Here is a 24,017-nt window from a genome sequence, read left to right as displayed (position 1 = left end):
ATTAATATTTTTGACCGGATGAAATTTTTAAAAGTACTATTCTTCTTGATCTGTTTTTTTGCAGCGATAAGTGTACATGCACAAAGCAGTGCCGATTTAAAAAAACAACGCGATAAAATAACTGACCAGTTAGATCAGCTAAATCGCGAGTTGCAGGAAACGCAGAGCAATAAAAAGGCCACGTTAAAACAGGTAAATCTGTTAAAGGCCAAAATAAACCTGCAGGAAGAAAAGATAGTTGTAATAAATTCAGAGGTGCGGAACCTGGATAATCAGATATCAGAAAATACAAATACCGTACATAGCTTACAAAGCCAGTTAGACCAATTAAAAAAAGAATATGCGGCAATGGTGCTTTTTGCTTATCGTAACCAAAGCGCTTATAATAAGCTGATGTTTATTTTTGCTGCGAAGGATTTTAACCAGGCTTATAAACGTTTAAAATACTTGCAGCAATTTGCTACTTACCGTGAACGCCAGGCTACACATATAGAGGCCACGCAAAAAGATCTGCATGTAAAGATAGTTGAGCTGGATAAAACCAAAGACGAAAAACATACGTTATTAGTAGATAGGGAGAAGGAAAAAGAATCACTGGGTAAAGAGAAGAATAATCAATTATCTGTAGTAAAAGATCTTTCTAAGCAGGAAAAGCAATTAGTCAGCGAATATCAGGCTAAACAAAGAGAAGTATCAAGAATTATCAGGCAATATGCCAGGGCGTTAGCTGAAGAAGAAAGGCGCAAGGCCGAAGAGGAAGCAAGAATAGCGGCTGCGAAAGCTAAAGCAGCAGCAGCGGCGACAAATAAAGATGCCCCTGTTGTTGCTGCAAAACCTGCCGTACGTAAAACCAATAGCGAGATATTAAATGCTACTCCTGAGGCAGCCAAACTATCAAATGACTTTTTAGGTAACCGTGGCAGGTTACCATGGCCGGTAGCCAACGGCGAAATTACCCAGGGATTTGGAAATTATTATACAGAGGGCATAAAAAGTGAAAGTACGGGTTTAGATATCCGTGCAAATACCGGGGCATCGGTAAGAGCGGTATTTGAAGGCAATGTATCAAAGGTGCAGAATGTATTGGGCACGTGGTTAATAATTATGAGGCATGGCGAGTATTTAACAGCATATTCAAACCTTAAATCTGTAAATGTATCGGCGGGGCAAAAGGTAACTACCAAGCAAATATTGGGTACGGCAGCAACAGACGCGATAACCGGCGAAACGCAAGTGCACTTTGAATTGTACAAAGCCGGAACACCTGTTGATCCTAAAATTTGGTTAGCCGGCAGGTAGATTAAATTTGTAATACATTAATTGTTTATATTTGTAACTTTAATAAAAGATTATGTTTAGTTCAGTTTTTTTATTTTTTGAATTCAGCGCACCAGAAATAATGCTCATATTGTTTGTGACATTATTGCTTTTTGGCGGCGATAAACTTCCCGGCCTGGCAAAAGGTTTGGGTAAAGGTATTCGTGAATTTAAGGATGCATCAGAGGGTGTTAAGCGCGAAATAAATAACCAAATTGATAACTACGAAAACAAAAAGAAGGAAGAACCTGCTGCACCGGCGGTTGAAGAAACTCCTTTAGTTGCAGAGCACTCAACAGATAATATTGATAATGCCGCGCCTGATAGCCATGTAGTTAACACAATGCCTGTAGGCGAAAGCCAGGTGACGGGTACAGATAAGGTAGCGATCGAAACTCCCGCAAAGGAACACCATACGGGTGAGACTCAAATACCTGAGCATGAAAACACAAAACACGAATAATATTTATCAATTATATAAAACTCAATTATCATGGGATTAGATGGTCCGGCAATTTTTGTCATTCTAATAATAGTATTGTTACTATTTGGAGGTAAAAAAATACCTGAATTAATGAAAGGTTTAGGTAAAGGCGTAAAAGAATTTAAAGACGCGCAAAACAATCCTAACGAAGAAGATAAACCAAAGGTTTAGCCTTCGTTTCAAGATTAATTTGTTACAGCTTGTTACTAATACTACTTATCTGTTGAAAATATTTATGATTTCAACAGATAAGTTTTTTATTTTCGGCCCATGACTAAATTTTATTCCTCTTTAAGTGAAATAAAGAGTGGGTTACAAAACGGTAAAACTACTGTTGAAGGACTGGTAAAGAACTATCTAAGTCAAATAGAAATTAATGCCGGTTTAAATGCTTTTAACGAAGTATTTGATAAGGAGGCATTGCAGCGTGCAAAGGATATTGATGAGCGCCTAAAGCAAGGCATTGCCGGTAAACTGGCCGGTATGGTTATTGCCATTAAAGATAATATCTGTTATAAGGGGCATAAAGTAAGCGCCTCATCTAAAATATTAACAGGTTTTCAATCTGTTTATTCATCTACTGTAGTTGAGCGTTTATTGGCCGAAGATGCTATCATCATTGGCCGCTGTAACTGCGACGAATTTGCCATGGGCGCATCAAACGAGTCATCTTATTTTGGCCCGGTAAAAAACTATGCGGACCCTGCCAAGGTATCGGGCGGCTCGTCAGGTGGCTCGGCCGTTGCGGTTCAGGCAAATATGTGCCACGCGGCAATTGGTACAGATACCGGCGGCTCGGTAAGGCAACCTGCATCCTTTTGTGGTTTAATTGGCTTAAAACCAACCTACGGGCATGTTTCAAGGCATGGTTTAATTGCCTACGCTTCATCATTTGACCAGGCCGGCACCATAACCCGTTCTGTTGAAGATGCAGCACTTTTATTAGAAATTATGGCTGGCGCCGATGAGTATGATAGTACCACATCAAGTAAAGCCGTACCAGCTTACGCTACCGATCTGAAAAAATCAACAGATAAAAAGAAAATAGCCTATTTGCAGGAATCGTTATCAAGCCCGGCTGTAAATGATGAAGTAAAAAGTGCGCTTATCAACTCCATAGAAAAATTACGCGCTGCAGGGCATACAGTTAAACCCATCGCTTTTGAATACCTGGACTACCTTGTTCCGGCTTATTATATTTTAGTTATGGCCGAAGCTTCATCAAACCTGGCCCGGTTTGATGGGGTGCATTATGGCTACAGGAGCAAAGCAGCCACCGATCTGGTGTCGACTTATAAAAAGTCACGGTCTGAAGGGTTTGGCAAAGAGGTTAAGCGCCGCATTATGATGGGTACGTTTGTATTAAGTGCCGGCTATTATGATGCGTACTACGCCAAAGCGCAAAAAGTACGCCGGTTGATTCAGGAAAAAACCAATAAAATATTTGAAGAATACGATTTTATGCTGATGCCAACCGCACCCGAACCTGCGTTTGATATCGGCAGAAAAGTAACAGACCCGGTTGTAAATTATCTGGCAGATATTTTTACTGTACAGGCTTCATTAACCGGTACGCCGGCAATTTCATTACCGGCTGGCAATAATACCAAGGGATTACCGTTAGGATTACAGTTATTAACTAAACATTTTGGCGAACAGGAATTGTTAAATTTCTCTAAATATTTCCTGGAGCTATAATAAATTAATGTATTGGTAAAACTTTTGCGCTTGAAATGCGTATACGCTTATTCCCAACGAAAAAGAATGAAGAGATTATTAATTTTTGCTGCCTGCCTTTTATCACTGCAAATAGTAAAAGCTCATTCCTTGCCGGCTACAGATTCATCACTTCGGGTGGCGCGTGGCAATTACTCGCAAAAAATTTCACAGGATACAGCTTTAGCCCTTCCGCTTGGTATTTATTCAACTTCTATATTTAAGCTTCGGTTAGATTCTATCCAAAAGGATGTGCAGTTGGATTATAATGAATACGTTCAAAATTACATCGACCTGTATACCCGGCATAAAGAAGAAATGGGTCGGGTTATGGGGCTGTCCAAATACTATTTTCCTATTTATGAAAAGATATTTCGCGAAGCGGGTATCCCGGTTGAAATTAAATATTTATCTATAGTTGAATCAAAGCTTGATCCTAACGCGGTATCAAGAGTTGGCGCAACCGGGCCATGGCAATTTATGGCAACTACAGCCAAAATGTATGGTTTAAATATGGATAGCTATGTTGATGAGCGCCGCGACCCAATACAGGCCAGCTACGCGGCAGCAGCCTATTTAAAGGATGCTTATCAGGAGTTTGGCGATTGGCTGTTGGCCATAGCATCATATAATTGCGGTAAAAGCAATGTGGAACGAGCTGTTGAAAAAGCCGGAGCTATGGATTTTTGGTCCATTCGTCAATATTTACCGCCCGAAACGAGGAACTATGTACCTGCCTATATTGCAGTATCCTATGTTATGAATTATGCTGGTAAGCATAACATTATAACCCAAAACTGGAATTTTTCTGCGCGTACAGATACCGTTATGGTAGATAAGTTTATTGCTTTAAGCAATGTGGCCAGAGCATTAAATGTCGATTTAACCGATCTGGCCCTTTTAAACCCGTCATATAAACGGCAAATTGTAAATGGTACCACAGCTTTGCCACGCAGATTGGTTATCCCTTATGCAGAAAAAAGAAATTATAATGCATTGTATGATGTGTTAAATAACACGCCCACATCTGCTGTATTACAGCCTGAACCACAAATAGCGCCTGCGGCACGCGCGGTTAGTTTTGTTGATCCTGTTAGTACAATTAAACCGGCAGGAACAAAACCGCCTGATTATTACACTATTAAAGAAGGCGAGACTTTAGAAAACATAGCTGCTGATTACGGTCTTGATATACGCGAAATAAAAGCCTGGAACCATTTGCAAAGCAATAAAGCTATAGTTGGCAAAAAATTAAAGTTAAATCCTTTCGCTAAGATCAGCAGAGGATAAAAAAAATTATAAAAAAAGCCCGGTTTTGACTTCAAAACCGGGCTTTTTTTATAATACCGGGTCAAAAAAAGTTAACTTTAGGCCTTAATTTAGAACATGGATAAACCTAACCGTAAACAAGACGCACTTAACTACCACTCGAAAGGGCGCCCGGGGAAAATACAGGTAGTACCAACCAAACCTACAAATTCGCAACGCGACTTAACAATGGCCTATTCGCCGGGTGTTGCAGAGCCATGTTTACGCATTGCTGATAATGTTGACGATGTATATAAATACACAGCAAAAGGTAACCTGGTAGCCGTTATAAGTAATGGCACCGCGGTATTGGGCCTGGGCAATATTGGCCCGGAAGCAAGCAAGCCGGTTATGGAAGGCAAGGGTTTGTTATTTAAGATATACGCAGATATTGATGTTTTTGACCTGGAAATAAACGCCAAAACAGTTGATGAGTTTGTAACTATTGTAAAAGCGCTTGAGCCTACTTTTGGCGGCATAAACCTGGAAGATATATCGGCACCTACCTGTTTCGAGATCGAACGCAGACTAAAGGCCGAAATGAAAATACCCGTAATGCATGACGACCAGCACGGTACAGCAATTATATCGGGGGCGGCTTTAATGAATGCCTGCGAGATACAGGGCAAAAAGCTGGAGAAAATAAAAATGGTTATTAATGGTGCAGGCGCCGCCGCGGTATCCTGCTCAAAAATATATTTGGCGCTGGGGGTTAAAAAAGAAAACCTCGTGATGTTTGACATCAACGGATTAATAACCCCGCACCGTACGGATCTTGACGAAATGCGCCTGCAATTTGCTACCGAGCGCAAGGACATAGAAACACTGTCAGATGCCATGAAGGGTGCCGATGTTTTCATTGGCCTGTCAGCAGGCAATGTGGTTACGCCTGATATGCTGCGGGTTATGGCTAAAAACCCTATTGTGTTTGCCATGGCTAACCCCGAGCCTGAAATAGCTTATGATTTAGCCGTAACCTCGCGTAAAGATTTGATTATTGCTACAGGGCGCTCTGATTTTCCTAACCAGGTAAATAATGTATTAGGTTTTCCTTATATTTTTAGGGGCGCATTGGATGTTAGGGCAAGTGCCATAAACGAAGAAATGAAGCTGGCTGCTATCCACGCGATAGCCGGAATAGCTAAAAAACCGGTGCCCGAAGCCGTTAACCTGGCCTATAATGCCCGTAACCTAAAGTTTGGCCGCGATTATATCATCCCAAAACCAATGGATCAGCGGTTAATTACCGAAGTTTCATCGGCAGTTGCAAAAGCTGCGATCGATTCTGGTGTGGCACGACTGATAATAACGGATTGGGACGCTTATACAGAAGAACTGCGCTCTAAAATAGGGCCCGACGATAAGCTGCTGCGTAACATTACCAACACGGCTAAGAACAACCCTAAACGGGTGGTTTTTGCTGATGCTGATAATTATAAAATTTTGCGTGCCGCCCAAATTGTAAAAGACGAGGGTATAGCTACCCCCATATTGCTTGGGGATGTAGAAAAGATAAAACAGATAATAAAAGAAACCGAGCTGGAGTTTGGCGAGGTAGAGATCATCGATCCACATTTAGGCACCAAAAAATCTGAAGAATATGCACAATTTTACTTTAAAAAACGCCAGCGCAGGGGGGTAACCTTGTTTGAAGCGAGGCAGGTAATGACAGATTCTAACTATTATGGCGCCTGTATGGTGCAGTTTGGTGCCGCCGATGCCTTAATATCGGGCCTAAGTAAAAACTATGCTGATACCGTTAAACCTGCATTGCAAATCATCGGTACAGAAAAAGGGGTAAGCCGCGTAGCTGGTATGTATATGATGATTACCCAAAAAGGTCCTGTGTTTTTTGGTGATACTACGGTAAATGTTAACCCCACGGTTGAAGAACTGGTTGATATTACGGTATTAATAGAGCGTTCGGTAAAACAATTTAACATCAATCCACGGGTTGCTATTTTATCCTATTCTAACTTTGGGTCTAACGCCGGCCCTATCCCCGAAAAAACAAGAGAAGCTGTACAAATATTGCATGAAAAATATCCTGACATGATAGTTGATGGTGATATGCAGGCCAACTTTGCTTTAAATGCCGGATTACTTGCAGATAACTTTCCTTTTTCAACCCTAAAAGGCAGGGCGGCAAACACGCTTATATTCCCAAATCTTGAATCGGGTAATATAGCCTACAAGCTGTTGCAGGAAATTGGCAGCGCCGAAGCTGTGGGCCCAATATTATTGGGCCTAAAAAAGCCGGTGCACGTATTACAGTTAGATAGCTCCGTACGCGAAATTGTGAATATGGTAACTATTGCTGTTGTTGATGCACAGGAAAAGGCAGATAAATAGAAATTAGTGAACAAAGATTAGAGATTAGTGTTTAACGTTATAATTTATTAATATCAACTTTTTTACCTTTTAACCTTTCGCCCTTTACCTTTAACCTCAAAAAAATGTACGCTTATATTGATGGCCGTTTAGTTTTTAAAAGCCCCGCATATGTGGTGATTGATGCCGGTGGTGTGGGGTATCACATCAATATTTCATTAAACACGTATTCTTTATTGGCTGATGCTGAAAGATGTAAACTATTTACATGGCTGCACGTAAAAGAGGATGCACATACTTTATACGGGTTTGCAGATGAGGGGGAGCGCAGGTTGTTTTTGCACCTGATATCCATATCGGGTATCGGCCCAAATACGGGCCGGATGATGTTATCGTCTATTACTCCTGTTGAAATACAAACAGCTATTATTAATGGTAATGTTGCTTTAATACAGCGTATAAAGGGTATCGGGCCAAAATCTGCACAGCGGGTTATATTGGAGCTGCAGGATAAATTGAAAAAAGAAGGTCCTGACACATTAAGTACAACTCCTGTTGTTAAAACCGTTAAAGACGAGGCTCTTGCAGCATTAGTAATGCTTGGCTTTGCACGTAACGTAGCCGAAAAAGTACTTGAGCAGGAAATAAATAAAAATAGCGGCATATTAACTGTTGAACAGCTAATTAAGTTCGCCTTAAAAAACTTATAATTACGTCTATTTTAAACCGTATCTGTGGCGAGAAATTTTACTCATAAATTTCTTATTGGCGTACTCTTTATAGCTGCATTTTGCGGATTTAAAAATACTTTTGCTCAACAAAAGCCAATAGCTGCACCTAAAAAAGATTCGCTTACAGTTAAAGCCCCTTTTAAGTATACCGAATCAAAAAATGCATTAGCACGAAAGGGTATTTTTGATACAGTGCCTTTTGGTGTAACGCGTACCATTGAGTATGACGCTATCACCAATAAATATGTGCTTTATGAACGTATAGGGAATTTGCTGTACCGCCCGCCGGTATACCTCACTTTCGATGAATATATACGCTTAAAACAAACCGAACAAAAACGCGATTATTTTAAAAAGCTGGCAGATAATTATGCCTACCAACAGCAACAACCCGGTTTTATACCGCAGATAAACGTGCATAGCCAAACTTTTGAAAGGATATTTGGCAGTTCTGTTATTGATATAAGGCCGCAAGGTTCGGCCGAGGCTGTTATGACCGGGCAAATAAACCATAATGAAAACCCGTTGTTTAATGCCAGTCAACGCACGCAATTTAACTTTAACTTCGATCAGCACATTCAACTGAATGTAACTGGTAATATTGGCGATAAATTAAAGATAGCCACTAACTATAATACCGATGCCCAGTTTCAGTTTGATAACCAGGTAAAGCTTGATTATTTGGGCCATCCTGACGAGATTATACAGGAAATACAGGCGGGTACCGTAAGCATGCCGTTAAACACATCGCTTATTACCGGTACACAGCAACTGTTTGGTGTAAAAACCAAATTAAAGTTTGGTAAGCTAAACGTAACCTCTATTTTATCGCAGCAACGGTCGCAATCAAAAACCATTACCATAAACAACCAGGGGCAGCAGGGTAATTTTGCAGCAATGGCTTCTGATTATGAGGCCAACAAACACTATTTCCTGTCGCAATACTTCCGTAATAACTATAATAAGGCGCTGGCTAATATCCCCATCATCAACTCAAATATTAACATTACAAAAATTGAGGTTTGGGTAACCAACCGCAAAAACTCAACTACCGACTCGCGCGACGTGGTTGGGTTTTTGGACCTGGGTGAAAACGCGCCTTACAATACAACCCAAATACAAGGCGGCGCGGGTTTTTCTGGCCTGCCTGCAGGATTTAAGGGCCCGGGCTTTCCGGATCAGTCAAACTCGCTGTTAAATAACCTGCCCGCGGGCGCACGTTTAACTAATGATCCGTCAAACTCGCTGATAAGCTATTTTGCCCCCCGTGGCGGTACTGATAATTATGCCAAGCTAACTTATGCCCAAAAGCTTACCCCAAAAGAATATACGCTGCATCCGCAATTGGGCTATATATCGCTTAACTATCCTTTAAATAATGATGAGGTGCTTGCGGTGGCTTATCAATATTCTTATAATGGCAAGCAATACCAGGTTGGTGAATTTTCGAGCGATATCCCCGTGGATCCTACCGCGCCTAAAGTGCTTTATTTGAAACTACTTAAAAATACTTTATTAAAAACCAACCTCCCTACCTGGAAGCTAATGATGAAGAATATTTATTCGCTTAATGCATATCAGGTTAGCCCTACCGGTTTTAAATTGAGCATAGCCCGGCTTGACGATAAATCGGGCATTGAAAAGCCCATAATGGAGGAAGGGCAAAATACCAAAAGCAAGCTCTGGCTGCAGTTAACCAGCCTGGATAACCTAAACCAGCAAAATGAAAAGCAACCAGACGGTTACTTCGACTTTTTAGAGGGGATAACTATTGATTCGCAAAACGGGCGCATTATGTTCCCGGTGATAGAGCCTTTTGGGAATGACTTGTCCAAACAATTCAATCCCGGCGAAACGGATTTGATCAAACGATATACCTATCAGCAATTATATGATTCTACCAAAACTGTCGCGCAGCAATTTTTTCCACAGCTAAACCGGTACGCTATTAAGGGGACCTATAGCGCGCAAGGCGGCGGTGGTGTTTACCAGCTTAATGCAACCAACATTCCGCAGGGCTCTGTAATTGTATCTGCCGGCGCGTCAAAATTAGTTGAGGGTACAGATTATACCATTGATTACAGCGTGGGCCGTTTAAATGTAATTAATACAGCCATACTCTCATCGGGCCAGCCCATTACTGTAAATTTAGAAAATAATGAACTTTTTGGCGTTCAGCAAAAATCATTATACGGCTCGCGGTTTGACTATAAGCTGAACCCTAACCTGGCTTTGGGAGCCACTATTATGCACTTAACAGAACAGCCTATATCGCAAAATGAAGCGATAGGGCAGGAGTCTATATCAAATACCATATGGGGGCTTGATGGTAATTACTCATCAAACTCGCGTTTATTAACAAGGATGGTAGATAAAATACCATTTATACATACCAAAGCACCATCGTCAGTAAACTTTAGCGGCGAGTTTGCACAGCTGTTACCGGGTAGCCCCAGTGTACTAAATTATGCGGGGTCAAAAAATGGCACTTCATACCTGGACGATTTTGAGAACAGTCAATCTATAATTGATGTAAAGAGTGCTAACACCTGGCAAATTTCGGGTACGCCGCAGCTTTTCCCTGAGGCTGCTTTGTTTAATAACCTTAGCTATGGTTTTAACCGTGCCCGTTTAGCTTTTTATAATATCGATCCTATATTTTATACCAATACCAGTTCAACCTCGGTTACGAGGGCACAGCTATCAAACCATTATGCAAGGCAGGTGTTGCAAACAGAAGTATTTCCTTATAAACAATCTGTAACCGGGCAGCCATTGGCTTTATCAACGCTCGACCTGGCTTTTTATCCTACAGTTCGTGGTCCGTATAACTATACTACAAATGGCATTAATGCTGATGGTTCATTACAAAACCCTGCATCGCGCTGGGGTGGTATTTACCGGGGTATTTCTACCAACGATTTCCAGGCATTAAATGTGGAGTATATTGAATTTTGGGTGCTTGATCCGTTTATTTATAAACCGGCATCATTAGGTGGTGATGTGTATTTTAACCTGGGCAGCATATCAGAAGACGTGCTGAAAGATGGGCGCAAAAGTTTAGAGAATGGCTTGCCCGTTAACGGCGATCTGAGCACAATTGATACCACCGCATGGGGCCGTGTGCCGAAAGGACAGCCTGTTGTAAATGCTTTTGATAGCAACCCTTCATCGCGCCAGCTGCAGGATGTGGGTTTGGATGGTTTAAGTGATGCCGATGAGCAAGCCAAATTTGCACCGGTAATTCAATCTGTTAAAACCAAGGTTACCCAACAAGCCGCTAATGCTTTTGTTAATGACCCATCATCTGATGATTATCAGTATTACCTGGGTGCAGATCAGGATGGCGCCAAAGCAAGTATTTTACAGCGTTATGCCAAGTATAATGGTAATGAAAGTAACTCAAAAACTGCCGAACAATCGCTTGCGTTGCTGGGTTTGCAAACATCGGCATCAACATCCCTGCCCGATGGGGAAGATATTGACCATGATAACAACATGAGCCAGGATGATCAGTATTTTCAATACAAGGTATCCATGCGCCCAAAAGACCTGGTTGTGGGTCAAAACTTTGTAAATGATAAAGTAACCTCACAAGTTAAGCTGGCTGATGGTAGTACGCAATCTGTTACCTGGTACCAGTTTAGGGTACCTATTACAGCATATCAATCGGCAGTGGGTGGTATACAGGATTTTAAAGCTATCCGTTTTATGCGGATGTTCATGACCAATTTTGCCGATACTGCTGTATTGCGTTTTGCTACTTTACAATTAGTGCGTGGCGATTGGCGGGCATATAATACAGAAAACAATCCTTTAAATGTTATTGCCGACCCTGCAATTATTAATCCGCCGCTGGACAACTCGGCTATTAATGTAGAAACTGTAAATATTGAAGAAAATGGTAAAAGGGTACCTATACCATATATGGTGCCTCCCGGCATAACGCGCCAGCGCGATTATAATAACCTGCAAACCAATTCACAGTTAAATGAACAGTCATTATCACTAAACATAACTAATCTTACTGATGGTTATTCAAGAGCAGCATTTAAAACTTTTAATAATGACCTGCGCAAGTATAAGCACCTACAAATGTTTATCCATGCCGAAGCGAACCAAACCTCGTTGAAAGATAATGATGTTAATGCCTTTATCCGTTTAGGTGCAGATTACCAGGATAACTATTACGAGTACGAAATACCATTAGCGGTTACCCAGCCTAATACAACTAATGCCGATGCTATATGGCCCGCATCAAATGCGCTGGATATTGAATTATCACTTTTAACGGATGCCAAGGTGGCCCGCAACAATGCCAAATACCAGGGCAGGCCGTGGCCCATAAACATGCCGTTTACTTACCTGAGCGGAAATAATAAGATCACTATTATGGGTACCCCTGATCTGAGCCGGTTACGAACGATAATGCTGGGGGTGCGCAATCCGTACAGAAATAATGCACCTGCAGGGGTTGATGACGGATTAGCAAAATCGGCAATTGTATGGTTTGATGAGTTGCGGCTTACCGATTTTGATAACAAAGGTGGTTGGGCCGCTGTGGCGCGAGCCAATTTTAAACTGGCCGATTTTGCCGATATTACCGTATCGGGCAGTAAAAGTACAGCAGGCTTTGGTACGCTTGATTCTAAAATGGAAGACAGGTCATTAAGCGATAATCAAGCTTATGATATATCTGCCAATATGGATCTCGGTAAGTTTTTACCAGCTAAAAGCGGTGTGAAAATTCCTACCTATATCAATGTTTCGCAACAGGTAGCTACACCCCAATATGACCCCGCGCAGCCTGATATTTTGTTAAAACAAACGCTTAACGGCGCAACATCATCACAACAGCGCGACTCAATAAAAAATGCTGCCGAAGATTATACCATGCGCAAAAGCATAAACTTTACCAATATGCATAAAGACAGGGTAAATGCGTCGGCACCGGTACATGTATATGATGTTGAAAATTTTAATGCCACGTATGCCTTTACAGAATACATACACCATGATTTTACCACACAGAGCGACCTGGAGAAAACCTATCACGTATCGTTAGCTTATAATTATGTTAACAGGCCTAAGTATATTAGTCCGTTTGAAAAGATCATCAAAAACAATATGCTTACGTTGATAAAGGATATTAATTTTAGCCTGGCACCCACCCGTTTAAACTTTAGTATTGATTTTGACCGCTTTTATTCTGAAAACATATTGCGAAATAATGATCCAAACAACCCGGTGTTTATACCAACAACCTATAACAAATCTTTTAATATAAGACGGGTATACGGCTTGGGCTGGAACCTGACTAAATCATTAACCATGGATATTGATGCTACCAATTTATCGGTAGTTGATGAGCCTTATGGCAAGCTTGATGGTTTAAAAATTGATACGTTATGGCAAAATATACGCAAGCTTGGCCGTACCACTAATTATAACCATGCATTTAATGTAAATTATATAGTGCCATTAAATAAAATCCCGGGGTTTGATTGGGCATCGCTAACGGCGCATTACAGCACCAACTTTAATTGGCAGGCCGCACCTGAATTCGCAATTGGTAACCCGGCGTTTAACGTAGGCAACAGCATACAAAACGGGCGTAAAATACAATTAGATCCTGCTCTTAATTTAACTATGCTATACAATAAAATAGCATTTTTAAAGCAGGGCGGTAATGAAAAAGCGCCCGTAATTACGCGGGTTTTGGTTGGATTGTTAACCAGTATAAAAAACATAAGCGGTTCTTATACGCGTACAGATGGTACGTTTTTACCCGGTTATTTGCCGCAATCAAATTTATTTGGCGAGGACCTGAATTATGATGCACCCGGTATAGGGTTTTTATTAGGCAGCCAGGCCGATATACGAAACAAGGCGATCAGCCGTGGATGGATATCATCAGATACGCTGCAAAACCAGTTGTATGTAAAAACATTTAGTACAGATTTGCACTTAAAAGCAAGTGTTGAACCTATACATGATCTGCGTATACAGTTAACAGCTTTTAAAACCCAGGATCAGACTTATCAAACCAATTTCAAATTTTTAAGCACTACCGGTACATTCCAAAACCTGTCGCCTATAACATCAGGCGATTATAGTATTTCTTATTTTTCGCTGGCTACGGCATTTTCAAAAGAGAGTGGTGTGGATAATACCTCGGCACCGTTCCAAAAGTTTTTAGATAACCGGATCACTATTTCCAGAAGGCTGGGCAGCACCAATCCAAACTCGTTTGTTGGAACCACCGGTTTTGCAGATGGTTACGGGCCAAACTCTCAGAATGTGCTGGTGCCGGCTTTCCTGGCAGCTTATACGGGCAAAAATGCTTCGGGATCAAGCCTTAACCAGTTCCCTAACATACCTATACCTAATTGGCAATTAACCTATAGCGGTTTTGGCCACATGGCGGTATTCGAGGAGTTATTTGATTCATTTGATGTGCGTAACGGCTACCAGTCTACCTATACAGTAAACGGGTATAATACCTTATTGCAATACCAGGAAACTAATGGCGTTGCAAGTGCAAGGGATGTTAATAATGATTTCCTGCCGCTATACCAGTTTTCGCAGATAACTATTTTTGAGCAGTTTGTGCCATTGGTAGGTCTTGATATCCGCTTTAAAAATAACGTGACCACCAGCTTAGAGTACAGGAAAAGCCGTGCATTAAGCCTGAGCTTATTAAACAGCCAGCTTACCCAGCAAAACGAAAACGTAATAACATTTGGCTTTGGCTATAATACTAAAGATTTCCGGTTCCCTTTTGGATTGTTTAGTAATTTCATACTTAAAAACGATATAAAATTTAAGCTTGACTTTGCTTTACGCGACAATAAAACATTAATATACCAGGCTGATGTTAAGGTGGCACAGATATCCTCGGGAGCGCAAAATATTACTTACCGCCCATCTATTGATTACAGCATCAGCCAGCGATTTAATTTGAGTTTATTTTACGACTCCAACCTCACCAAACCATTTACCTCGCAGGCATTTAATACCTCGTTTACTAATTTTGGGGTTAATTTGAAGTTGTTACTACAATAAATAATTACAATATACCAGTTAAATGTTATTACTGTACTGTACCACGTACACGTTGATACACCTTGGTATACCCTGGTATACAAAAAGTTGTAATGTACTGAAAATCATTGTATTAAATGATTTAAAATAAACTAACTACTAAATTAACGTGTTTAGCGATTGAAAGTTAAGCAGCAAGTTAAACATTACCTGGTACTCGCCACACTTTTCTCTGCTTCTTTTTGTTGCCGTTTTATTTCTCTTTTCAATTTTCGTTCCGTGCGTTTCTTTATTCTCTGGTCCTTTTTAATTTTTCTATTTTGCTTATTCCGCTCGCCCTGTGTCATGCGGGCCGTGGCCATCTGTTGGGTTTTTGTATCATAACCAACTGCCGGTTTTATGCCTATAAGTAAAGTTTGCCATGCTGTTTTAAAAAAAGGCGAGTTTATAGGGCGCTTATACACCACATTAAATGATCGGGCTACTTCACCCTCCTTATCCGGGTTATTATGCTTTAATATAAAAATATTGGTAAACAGGCTTGCTACGATTTTTTGTTTAAGTGCAGCATTAGCAGTATCGGCTCTTAAAATATTAACCTTAAGGTCATTATATAAAACAGTGACCCTTCCTTTAGATACTTTGCTGTCGCCTTTGATATCAAAATTAAAGCTTTTAAGTGTTCCTGATGTAATTTTAACCATAGCTAACGGCATGGTAGCTGGATTAACTGCCTGCAGCCCCATTGGGCCCAGCGTACCTTTATAGCTATAAGATACATCTTTATCAGTTAAATTAAAGGTAAAGCTTACATCAAGCTTGCCATGCTCCATAAAATAGCTGGTAAGCTGTATTTTACTGATATTGTTTTTTTGCAGGGCAGCTTTGTTATTGGTAAAGTTTAATATTTTGCCGCTGGTGTTATTAAAAGATATAGTGCCAACCTGTTGCGATTTTTTATTGAGTTCGCTGTAGATAACGTTAATATGTTTAACAATAACGGTATCTATCTTTACTTCGGTTTTTAAATTATGAATAGCAACATTTGGAAAACTGGATACTTTGTTATTGAATGTTTGTGGTTTATTAGGGTTATTAAATACTTCAAAATCGCCCTTGGTTAATATCATGCTTGAGCTGCTTAACGTGCGGAATTTATGATAGGATAAAAAATCAAAATTATTTAACTGTAGCGAATCGAGCTTTAGGGTAAATTTGTCTTTACGGGTACTGTTAAAAAATAATCCCGTTTTAACAGGTTCCCACGTTAACCCCTGGGCATTTAATTGGGAGGTCCGTGTTGAAATTTTAAGCTTTTTAATAGTATAGGTATATAATCCGCTGGCCGATTTGCCTTTAAAATTGTTCAGATCGGCCACAATATCCTTAAAATAGAATAACCGCGATTTGTCCGTTTGTGTAGCCGAATCTATCAGCAGGTCATTGCCATGCAGGTTCATTTCCTTTAGTTCGGTTAAAAGTACCTTGCTGTTAGTATGATCATAATATTTAAAATTAACATTGCTTAAAAATATATTGCCGATATGAATTGATTTAAGGTTTGGTTTGATCTTTTGCCAAATGGTTTTGTGATCTATTATAACGGTATCTTTATTTTGGTTTAGCAGGTAACTGATCTTTATTTCCGGAGCATTTAGGCTCATTTGCCCAATATTTAATATATGCTTAAAATAAAGCCTTAAAGGGTGGATGTGTGAGAGGATGAGCCGTTTGGCATGAAATTCAAATAAAGTATTGGGTGCCGTATGCTGTTGGTTGCGTTTATTGTAAACGGCAGTATCGGGCTTAAAAGTGATATTGTAAAAAATTAGTTTTCCTTCCAGCACCTTTAGTTTAGCATCAGAAAAATCAACCGTATATAAACCACCAGTGCTGTTTAATACGCCGCTTTTTAATTTATCAGCTAAAATTGGCGACCAGTACCTATTAACCAGGAAGGCTAAAAATAAAATCACTACAGTAAGTGATGCAAAAACAATAATTGTAACTCTGTGCCGCTTTTGCTTTAATAATTTAAACGCCATAATTTATAAGCTCTGCTTTTGTTTAATACGGTTTATCGAGTCTTTTTTTGCCTGGCGCCTTGCCTGTCGTTCCACTTTTCGTTGTTTACGGCCGACTTTAAATTTATTGAACTTGTCTACCACGGTACTTACTTTAGCAACTATTTTATTAACCTTGTTTTCTGTTTTTTTGTCAAAACCAACACTGGGTTTTAACCCATCAAGCAAGCCTTTGTAAAGAAAACTAAAAAACGATGCCGTTGGTTCGCGTTTCAAATTAATTGGGCCTGGCCTAAAAACGCCTTTTTTATTGGGGTTATCTTTTTCAATAATAAGCGCGTTCGCAACTTTTGATATAAAGCCCTGCGTTTGCAGCCCGGCACGGCCGTTTACCTTTTTAAGCAATTGTACATTAAGGTTTTTATAGTAAAATTCTAAGTGCCCTTTGCTATTGTAATTATTAGCATCAACATTAAAATCTAACCGTTCCACATCGGCAGATTGTACCTGTACTAATGCTAAGGGTTTTACCAGCTTATTTAATATACGGCCATCAAATTTACCTAACGTACCCGAATAGTTAAATGCTCCGTTTTTAGCATTCAGATTAAATTTAAAATTTACCTGTAATGGCGCCGTTTTCATAAAATGAGTTTTTATGCGGGCTACCATAAAAGGATTTTTCTTTTTAGCGCGGGCATCATTGGTAACATTTACAATAGCGCCGCTGGTATTATTAAAAGTAATTACGCCGGTTTGTTCTGTGATGGCATCCGTTTCAGAATATATAATATCTGTATGCGCGATATTTAAACGGCTCAGCTTCATATCCAGCGCAACCCGTTGCAATGATTGGTGCGGGTCGTGCCCAATTTTTATTGATTTTTTGCCTTTATAAGCATTATTGCTATATATCTGCACATCAGCGTTAGAGACATTCATTATACCCGCATATAGCTTCTGGTCGCGCAGAAAACGTTGCAGGTCAATATAGGTAATAGTTATCTTCTTAAACTTTAATGTAAATATATCGCCTGATGTACCCATCTGGCGATAAAACTCGTTACGGTTATATCTTGGCAAAAAGGTTACCTGATCCAGTATGATCTCGCGTTTAGCGGTCGAAAAATAGATTTGCTTTAACTCGGCATTGTATAGGCTATCCGGCGTAGCTATTTTATAATTATGCAGTATAACTTCAACGCCTTTGGTATAGTAAAAGCGGGTACTATCCAGGGCCGACAAGGAATCAATCATCACATTAGATATATTAATATCCAAATGCTTTAGCGCGGTTTGTTTGGTTACAGGGTTGCTTTGGTTAATGTAATTTACGCTGATGTCTTTCAGCGAAATAGAGTCTATGCGTAACTGCTTGAATATTTTTTTAACTAACTGGTAAGGCGTTTTTGGCTTACCAATTTTTACGGTATCGTTAAAATCATAACGCTTATTTATAATAGTAAGACTGGGGTTATCAATAGAAATATTATTGATATTTAATATTTTTTCCTGGTAAGCTTTGCGGGCGCCCACGTTTTTAATGCTTAATTTTTTTACGCTGAGAATAAAAAGATTATCGGGCGCTTTTTTAGCGGCCACCAGTTTTTGATAAACAAGTGTATCAGGCACCAGTTTAAAATCAGAAAGTGTAGCATTGCCCGAGGTAATATTCAGGTCGAAATCAGAATACTCAATATGGTACAAGCTATCGCTCGCTCTGAGTACCAGTTCTTTTAACTGCGCCTGTAACAGGGGTTTCCAGCGGTTATCAGCCAAATAATGCCTGTAAAAATACCATACTACCGATGATAATAACAAAATTATTATTAATACAACAATAGGCCACGTGCGGATAGTTTTTTTTGTAGCAGTTTCGTGTTGTGTCATCAATTCTTTGATCCTGAGTTAATATAACAACAAAATATTGATTTTGTTAATTCTGCCAATCTGTCATCTAATATTTAAATTTTGTGTATTTTTGCTGTTCAATTTTTTATAACAATGATGGATTTGGTTATATCGGATAAAGTACATGACGAGAGCAGGCAGGGCGAGGCTTTATTATTAGAACCTGTTGCCGGCAAAAATAACGGGCGCAAGCTATATATTGAAAGTTATGGCTGTGCCATGAATTTTTCAGACAGTGAGATTGTTGCTTCTATTTTATCAGAGAAAGGATTTGAAACAACAACGGATTATACCAATGCCGATGTTATTTTTATCAATACCTGCTCAATCCGTGAAAATGCCGAAACACGGGTTCGTAACCGCCTGAAAGAATTTAAGGTTGCAAAATCTAAAAACCCCGGAATGGTGGTTGGCGTATTGGGCTGTATGGCCGAGCGTTTAAAAGCAAAATTTTTAGAAGAAGAAAAACTGGTTGATGTAGTGGTTGGTCCGGATGCTTACCGCGATCTGCCTAATTTGATAGACCAGGTTGATAGCGGGCAAAAGGCTGTTAACGTATTGTTATCCCGCGAGGAAACTTACGCGGATATTAGCCCGGTACGTTTAAACAGCAATGGCATTAACGCTTTTGTATCTATTATGCGTGGTTGCGATAATATGTGCTCTTTCTGCGTGGTACCTTTTACCCGTGGGCGCGAGCGCAGCCGTGATGCCATATCAATAGTAAATGAATGTACAGACTTGTTTGAGAAAGGATACCGCGAAGTTACTTTATTGGGCCAGAATGTAGATTCGTATAAGTGGCAGCCGCATCCAACCCTCCCCGGCAGAGAGGGCGTTGAAAAGGCTTCGGGCGAGGGGCAAGTCTCCCCAACCGGGGGAGATTTAGAGGGGGCTGGTGAGACAGTTAACTTTGCAAACTTATTGGAGTTAGTCGCACAAATTAACCCTGATCTGCGCGTGCGTTTTTCAACCTCGCATCCAAAAGACATTACAGACGAGGTTTTATATACCATCGCCAGATACGATAACATTTGTAACTATATACACCTTCCGGTACAATCTGGTAACAGCCGTGTGCTGGAACTGATGAACCGCACTTATGACCGCGAGTGGTACATTAACCGCATAGACGCTATACGCCGTATTATACCCGGGTGTGCCATATCAACAGATGTAATTACCGGCTTTTGTACAGAAACCGACGAGGAGCATAAAGAAACAGTAAGCATGATGGAGTATGTACAGTATGATTTTGCCTATATGTTCATGTACTCTGAGCGCCCGGGAACATTAGCCGCCAAGCGTTATGCTGATGATATACCCGAAACCGTAAAAGCCGCGAGGTTAACAGAGATAGTAGCGTTACAGCAAAAATACTCGCTGGTGCGCTTGCAGGCCCAAATTGGTAAAGTACAAAAGGTGCTGATAGAAGGTTTTTCAAAAAAATCAAAAAACGACTACTGCGGCCGGACCGATCAAAATGCAATGATGGTTTTCCCGGTAGATGAAAGATATAAACCGGGGATGTATGTGAATGTACTTGCAGAACGCAGTACTACGGCTACGTTGATGGGGACAATAGTAGGTTAGAGTCAAGAATCAAGAGCCAAGAATTAAGATTTTAGCATGAAGCATAATTTTAAGGACTTAAAGATATGGCAACGGTCAATGGAAAAAGAACTAATATTCACTTTGCCGAGTTTTTGTCTACAGCCTTAACGTCAACATTTGAATTAGAAACTCAGTTGTTAATATGTGAAAGAAGAAAATATGGTAATGCTAATAAACTAAACGAGTGTTTATCTCTTGCATCGGAAATGGAGAGAATGATTTTCTCGTTTAGAGATTATATAATAAATGATAAAACAACATCTTGAATCTTGATTCTTAACTCTTGATTCTAATAACATGGAAATACAAGAAATTAAACAACGCTACGGCATAATAGGTAATTCGCCATTATTGAACCGGGCTATAAATATTGCCAACCAGGTATCGCCTACTGATATTTCTGTTTTAATTACAGGAGAAAGCGGTAGCGGTAAAGAGGTATTCTCGCACATTATACACCAAATGAGCCCGCGCAAGCATGGGCCGTTTATTGCGGTTAACTGCGGCGCCATACCAGAGGGCACTATTGATTCTGAATTATTCGGCCACGAAAAAGGCGCCTACACAGGTGCCGTTGGCGAGCGTAAAGGGTATTTTGAAACCGTAAACGGCGGCACAATATTTTTAGATGAAATTGCCGAAATGCCCCTGGGCACACAAGCACGTTTGCTGCGTGTGCTTGAGTCTGGTCAGTATATAAAGGTAGGCTCATCAAAAGTAGAGAAAACCAATGTGCGGGTTATTGCAGCAACCAATGTTGATGTATATGACGCGGTTAAAAATGGCAAATTCAGAGAAGATCTTTATTATCGTTTAAATACGGTGCCATTGCGTATACCACCCCTGCGCGACAGGAAAGAAGATATTTACCTGCTTTTTAGAAAGTTTACATCAGATTTTACTGATAAATACCGCACGCCGCCCATACAGTTAGATGAAGAAGCGCAGCAGGTATTAATAAACTATTCGTGGCCGGGTAATGTGCGCCAGCTAAAAAACATGGCCGAGCAATTGGCTGTATTAGAGCGCGACCATGTAATTACCGCCCAAACTTTATTAACCTACATTCCGCAGGAAGCAAATGGTAAAAACTTACCAATGCGCATAGGTAACCAGGGCAAAGAAGATTTTTCTGAACGCGATATTTTGTACAAAGTATTATTTGATATGAAGCGCGATATGGTTGAGCTTAAAAAATTAGTTGCCGAAATTATAGAACATGGAGGTGTTACACCAAATTTTGCAAATCAATCACAAGCTATAAACCAATTATACCGCGATATTGAACTGCCGGGCAACCCCGACTCGCAATTTACCATACAACAACCCGTTAATAACAATGATGGTTATAATATAACCCATGAGGCTGAAGAAGTGGAAGAATCATTGTCGCTGATAGAAAAAGAATCAGACCTGATACGTAAGGCGTTGAAAAAGCATAAAGGCAAACGTAAGCTGGCTGCAAACGAACTGGGAATATCAGAAAGAACATTGTACAGGAAAATAAAGGAATTAAATTTATAAGGTTGATGAAAAGGTTATTGGGAATTTTTTTAACTATAGGTTCTTTGGCGTTTATTTCTTCGGGCTGCTACACGCTAAAAAGCACGGCCATTCCCATAGAGATGAAGTATATAAATATTGGCTTCTTTGAAAACAATGCCCAACTGGTTGTAGGCAATTTAAGCCAAACCTTTACAGAGGCTTTAAAAGAGAGGGTACGTTCAACCACACGCCTGAGCATAGTTGCAGGCGAAGGTAACGCGAATATGAGCGGTGCTATAACCGGTTATCATTTTGAGCCTATCTCTGTGCAGGCAACCAATAATAATGTTGCGCCAATTGCCGGCGCTCAGCGTTTATCAATAACTGTTCATGTTAAGTTTGTTTATGATGCCGAAAAAAAGTATAGTTTTGAACAAGACTTTACCCGGTATGCAGATTATACGGGCGACATCGCTACACAAGAACAAACCCTGATATTAACAATAGAGAAGCAGTTAATTGATGATATTTTTAACAAAGCCTTTAATAATTGGTAAGTATTTCATAGTTTCAACATCGTGAACCAACAAGTGGATAATATAGAATACGAGTTTTTATGGAAATTATTGGCAAATCCTGCCGATAATAATCATTCGCATATATTCAATTTACAATCGTTAGTTAATGATTATCCGCATAGCGGAATATTGCATGCCCTGCTTATGCCTAACGGCGAGAAGCGGAATTTAAAGCATGCGGCGGCCTATTTTAATCCGGGTATATTATATAAATTGGCTACGGCGCCTAATAGTTTGCCGGTAGTTACAGACGAACAGATTGTACAAAGTGACGTTTATTTTACGGTTCCGGTGACAGAGCCCTTTGCTGAATATGCCCGGGAGGAAGAAGCGGTTGCCGTAGAACGTACTACACCGGAGGCCCGGGCGGAAGCCATGCCAGCCGATAATACTTTTGCCGAGTGGAAACCTACTCCGGCCTTTACGCCGCATGATGAACAATATAATACGTTTGCTGAATATGAAACTATAAATAACGCATACCGGGAAAATGTAACGGAGAATTACCCTGAACAGGAAAATGCAGTTGCTAACCAACCGGAAATTGTTAATGATGCCCCGGCGCCATTAACGACCGAATTATCTGCCGGAGAGAAAATAGTAGAAGCTTCTGTTGAAGAAGAAAACTCGCTTGCTAAAGAATATAACGACTACCAGGCTAAAAATAATATTGAATCAACAGAACCTGTTTATAGCTTTAATGATAATGTTGAATATTTTCATCAGGATATTGATGATGAAATTTACGATGAGATAGTAAGTATTGAAGATATAGGCCTTGAGCAGTTAGCCATTCTGAACAAGGAAGCCGGTGAAAGAGCAAAAAACGAACCTGTAACCGAAGAAACACCGAAAAATAGCTTTTTTGTTTTTGAACCTGCTTTAACCGAAAAGATCAATACTAAAGAGGTTGACTATAACCAAACCGTATTAGCTGAGACCACCCGGCAGGGAGGGACAAATAGTGACATATCAAGGTACAATGACGAAAAGATGCCTTATACCTTTATGTGGTGGTTGGATAAAACCCGTAAAGACCATGCCGGCATATACCAGCCTTACACCAGTAATACAACACCTGCCGCCCCTAAAAAGAGGGGAGTAGTTGACGAATTGCAGCAACAGTATTACGAAAATATTGTAAGCATAAGCTCAATGAATGAACTGGATCAGGCGCCTTCGAAAACAATAGCAAACCCCGGGCGTAAAGAAGACAAGATAATAGAGCGCTTTATACAAGAGGAGCCGCAAATTAAACATCCAAGCGGTATTAAGCTGGATAATGAAAATAAAGCGAAGAAAAGCTCTGAAGATAAAGATGAGCTGGTAACCGAAACGCTGGCCCGTATTTATACCGAGCAAATGCTTTATCATAAAGCTATATTAACGTATAAAAAATTGATGTTGAAATTCCCGGAAAAAAGCCTTTACTTTGCAAGTCAAATTGAACAGTTAGAAAGTAAAATAAATTAAT

15 protein-coding genes are annotated in these 24,017 nt (G+C 40.2%); 13 read left to right on the top strand and 2 right to left on the bottom strand.

Annotated features, from left to right (window positions below; all coding sequences use genetic code 11):
• Nucleotides 1–18: 18 nt before the first annotated feature.
• The 8 genes from JWR23_RS08910 to sprA all read left to right on the top strand — a co-directional run bounded on the left by JWR23_RS08910 (nucleotide 19) and on the right by sprA (nucleotide 14,952).
• A complete protein-coding gene (locus JWR23_RS08910; protein ID WP_299515423.1) occupies nucleotides 19–1,299 on the top strand; it encodes a peptidoglycan DD-metalloendopeptidase family protein in 1,281 nt (426 codons plus the stop codon).
• A gap of 52 nt (nucleotides 1,300–1,351) precedes the next feature.
• Nucleotides 1,352–1,780 carry a twin-arginine translocase TatA/TatE family subunit gene (locus tag JWR23_RS08905; protein WP_299515422.1) on the top strand — a complete coding sequence of 143 codons (429 nt, stop codon included), beginning with the start codon at nucleotides 1,352–1,354 and terminating at the stop codon, nucleotides 1,778–1,780.
• 30 nt (nucleotides 1,781–1,810) lie between these two features.
• Nucleotides 1,811–1,972 (top strand): twin-arginine translocase TatA/TatE family subunit, encoded by a 162-nt coding sequence (locus JWR23_RS08900; RefSeq protein WP_299498463.1) that lies wholly within the window; start codon nucleotides 1,811–1,813, stop codon nucleotides 1,970–1,972.
• Nucleotides 1,973–2,071: 99 nt separating this feature from the next.
• The gene (gene gatA, locus JWR23_RS08895) at nucleotides 2,072–3,499 is read left to right on the top strand and encodes an Asp-tRNA(Asn)/Glu-tRNA(Gln) amidotransferase subunit GatA (RefSeq protein WP_299515419.1); all 1,428 of its coding nucleotides are present in this window, start codon (nucleotides 2,072–2,074) and stop codon (nucleotides 3,497–3,499) included.
• Between the two features lie 66 nt (nucleotides 3,500–3,565).
• Nucleotides 3,566–4,807, top strand: coding sequence for a lytic transglycosylase domain-containing protein (locus tag JWR23_RS08890; RefSeq protein ID WP_299515417.1), 1,242 nt, complete (start codon nucleotides 3,566–3,568; stop codon nucleotides 4,805–4,807).
• A 96-nt stretch (nucleotides 4,808–4,903) separates the two neighbouring features.
• Nucleotides 4,904–7,177 (top strand): NADP-dependent malic enzyme, encoded by a 2,274-nt coding sequence (locus tag JWR23_RS08885; protein ID WP_299515415.1) that lies wholly within the window; start codon nucleotides 4,904–4,906, stop codon nucleotides 7,175–7,177.
• 104 nt (nucleotides 7,178–7,281) lie between these two features.
• Entirely contained in the window at nucleotides 7,282–7,866 is a 585-nt protein-coding gene (gene ruvA, locus JWR23_RS08880; RefSeq protein ID WP_299515413.1) for a Holliday junction branch migration protein RuvA, read from the top strand.
• A 24-nt stretch (nucleotides 7,867–7,890) separates the two neighbouring features.
• The gene (gene sprA / locus JWR23_RS08875; protein WP_299515411.1) at nucleotides 7,891–14,952 is read left to right on the top strand and encodes a cell surface protein SprA; all 7,062 of its coding nucleotides are present in this window, start codon (nucleotides 7,891–7,893) and stop codon (nucleotides 14,950–14,952) included.
• 185 nt (nucleotides 14,953–15,137) lie between these two features.
• Here the strand turns inward: sprA and JWR23_RS08870 are convergent, their stop codons facing one another.
• Both JWR23_RS08870 and JWR23_RS08865 read right to left on the bottom strand, forming a co-directional pair.
• A complete protein-coding gene (locus JWR23_RS08870; RefSeq protein WP_299515409.1) occupies nucleotides 15,138–16,976 on the bottom strand; it encodes a hypothetical protein in 1,839 nt (612 codons plus the stop codon).
• A 3-nt stretch (nucleotides 16,977–16,979) separates the two neighbouring features.
• Nucleotides 16,980–18,845, bottom strand: coding sequence for a hypothetical protein (locus JWR23_RS08865; RefSeq protein WP_299515407.1), 1,866 nt, complete (start codon nucleotides 18,843–18,845; stop codon nucleotides 16,980–16,982).
• A gap of 114 nt (nucleotides 18,846–18,959) precedes the next feature.
• Here JWR23_RS08865 and JWR23_RS08860 point away from each other — a divergent pair, with 114 nt between their 5' ends.
• The 5 genes from JWR23_RS08860 to JWR23_RS08845 all read left to right on the top strand — a co-directional run bounded on the left by JWR23_RS08860 (nucleotide 18,960) and on the right by JWR23_RS08845 (nucleotide 24,016).
• Complete coding sequence (locus JWR23_RS08860) at nucleotides 18,960–20,459, top strand: MiaB/RimO family radical SAM methylthiotransferase (RefSeq protein ID WP_299515405.1); 1,500 nt, start codon at nucleotides 18,960–18,962, stop codon at nucleotides 20,457–20,459.
• A 65-nt stretch (nucleotides 20,460–20,524) separates the two neighbouring features.
• Nucleotides 20,525–20,746, top strand: coding sequence for a four helix bundle protein (locus JWR23_RS17755; RefSeq protein ID WP_367277531.1), 222 nt, complete (start codon nucleotides 20,525–20,527; stop codon nucleotides 20,744–20,746).
• A 31-nt stretch (nucleotides 20,747–20,777) separates the two neighbouring features.
• The gene (locus tag JWR23_RS08855; RefSeq protein WP_299515403.1) at nucleotides 20,778–22,004 is read left to right on the top strand and encodes a sigma-54-dependent Fis family transcriptional regulator; all 1,227 of its coding nucleotides are present in this window, start codon (nucleotides 20,778–20,780) and stop codon (nucleotides 22,002–22,004) included.
• A gap of 5 nt (nucleotides 22,005–22,009) precedes the next feature.
• A complete protein-coding gene (gene lptE, locus JWR23_RS08850) occupies nucleotides 22,010–22,522 on the top strand; it encodes an LPS assembly lipoprotein LptE (RefSeq protein WP_299515401.1) in 513 nt (170 codons plus the stop codon).
• Between the two features lie 21 nt (nucleotides 22,523–22,543).
• Entirely contained in the window at nucleotides 22,544–24,016 is a 1,473-nt protein-coding gene (locus tag JWR23_RS08845; RefSeq protein ID WP_299515400.1) for a hypothetical protein, read from the top strand.
• Nucleotide 24,017 lies beyond the last annotated feature (1 nt).

The organism is Mucilaginibacter sp., assembly GCF_028288205.1.
Classification (GTDB): domain Bacteria; phylum Bacteroidota; class Bacteroidia; order Sphingobacteriales; family Sphingobacteriaceae; genus Mucilaginibacter.
This window is presented reverse-complemented; position numbering and strand designations above follow the sequence as displayed.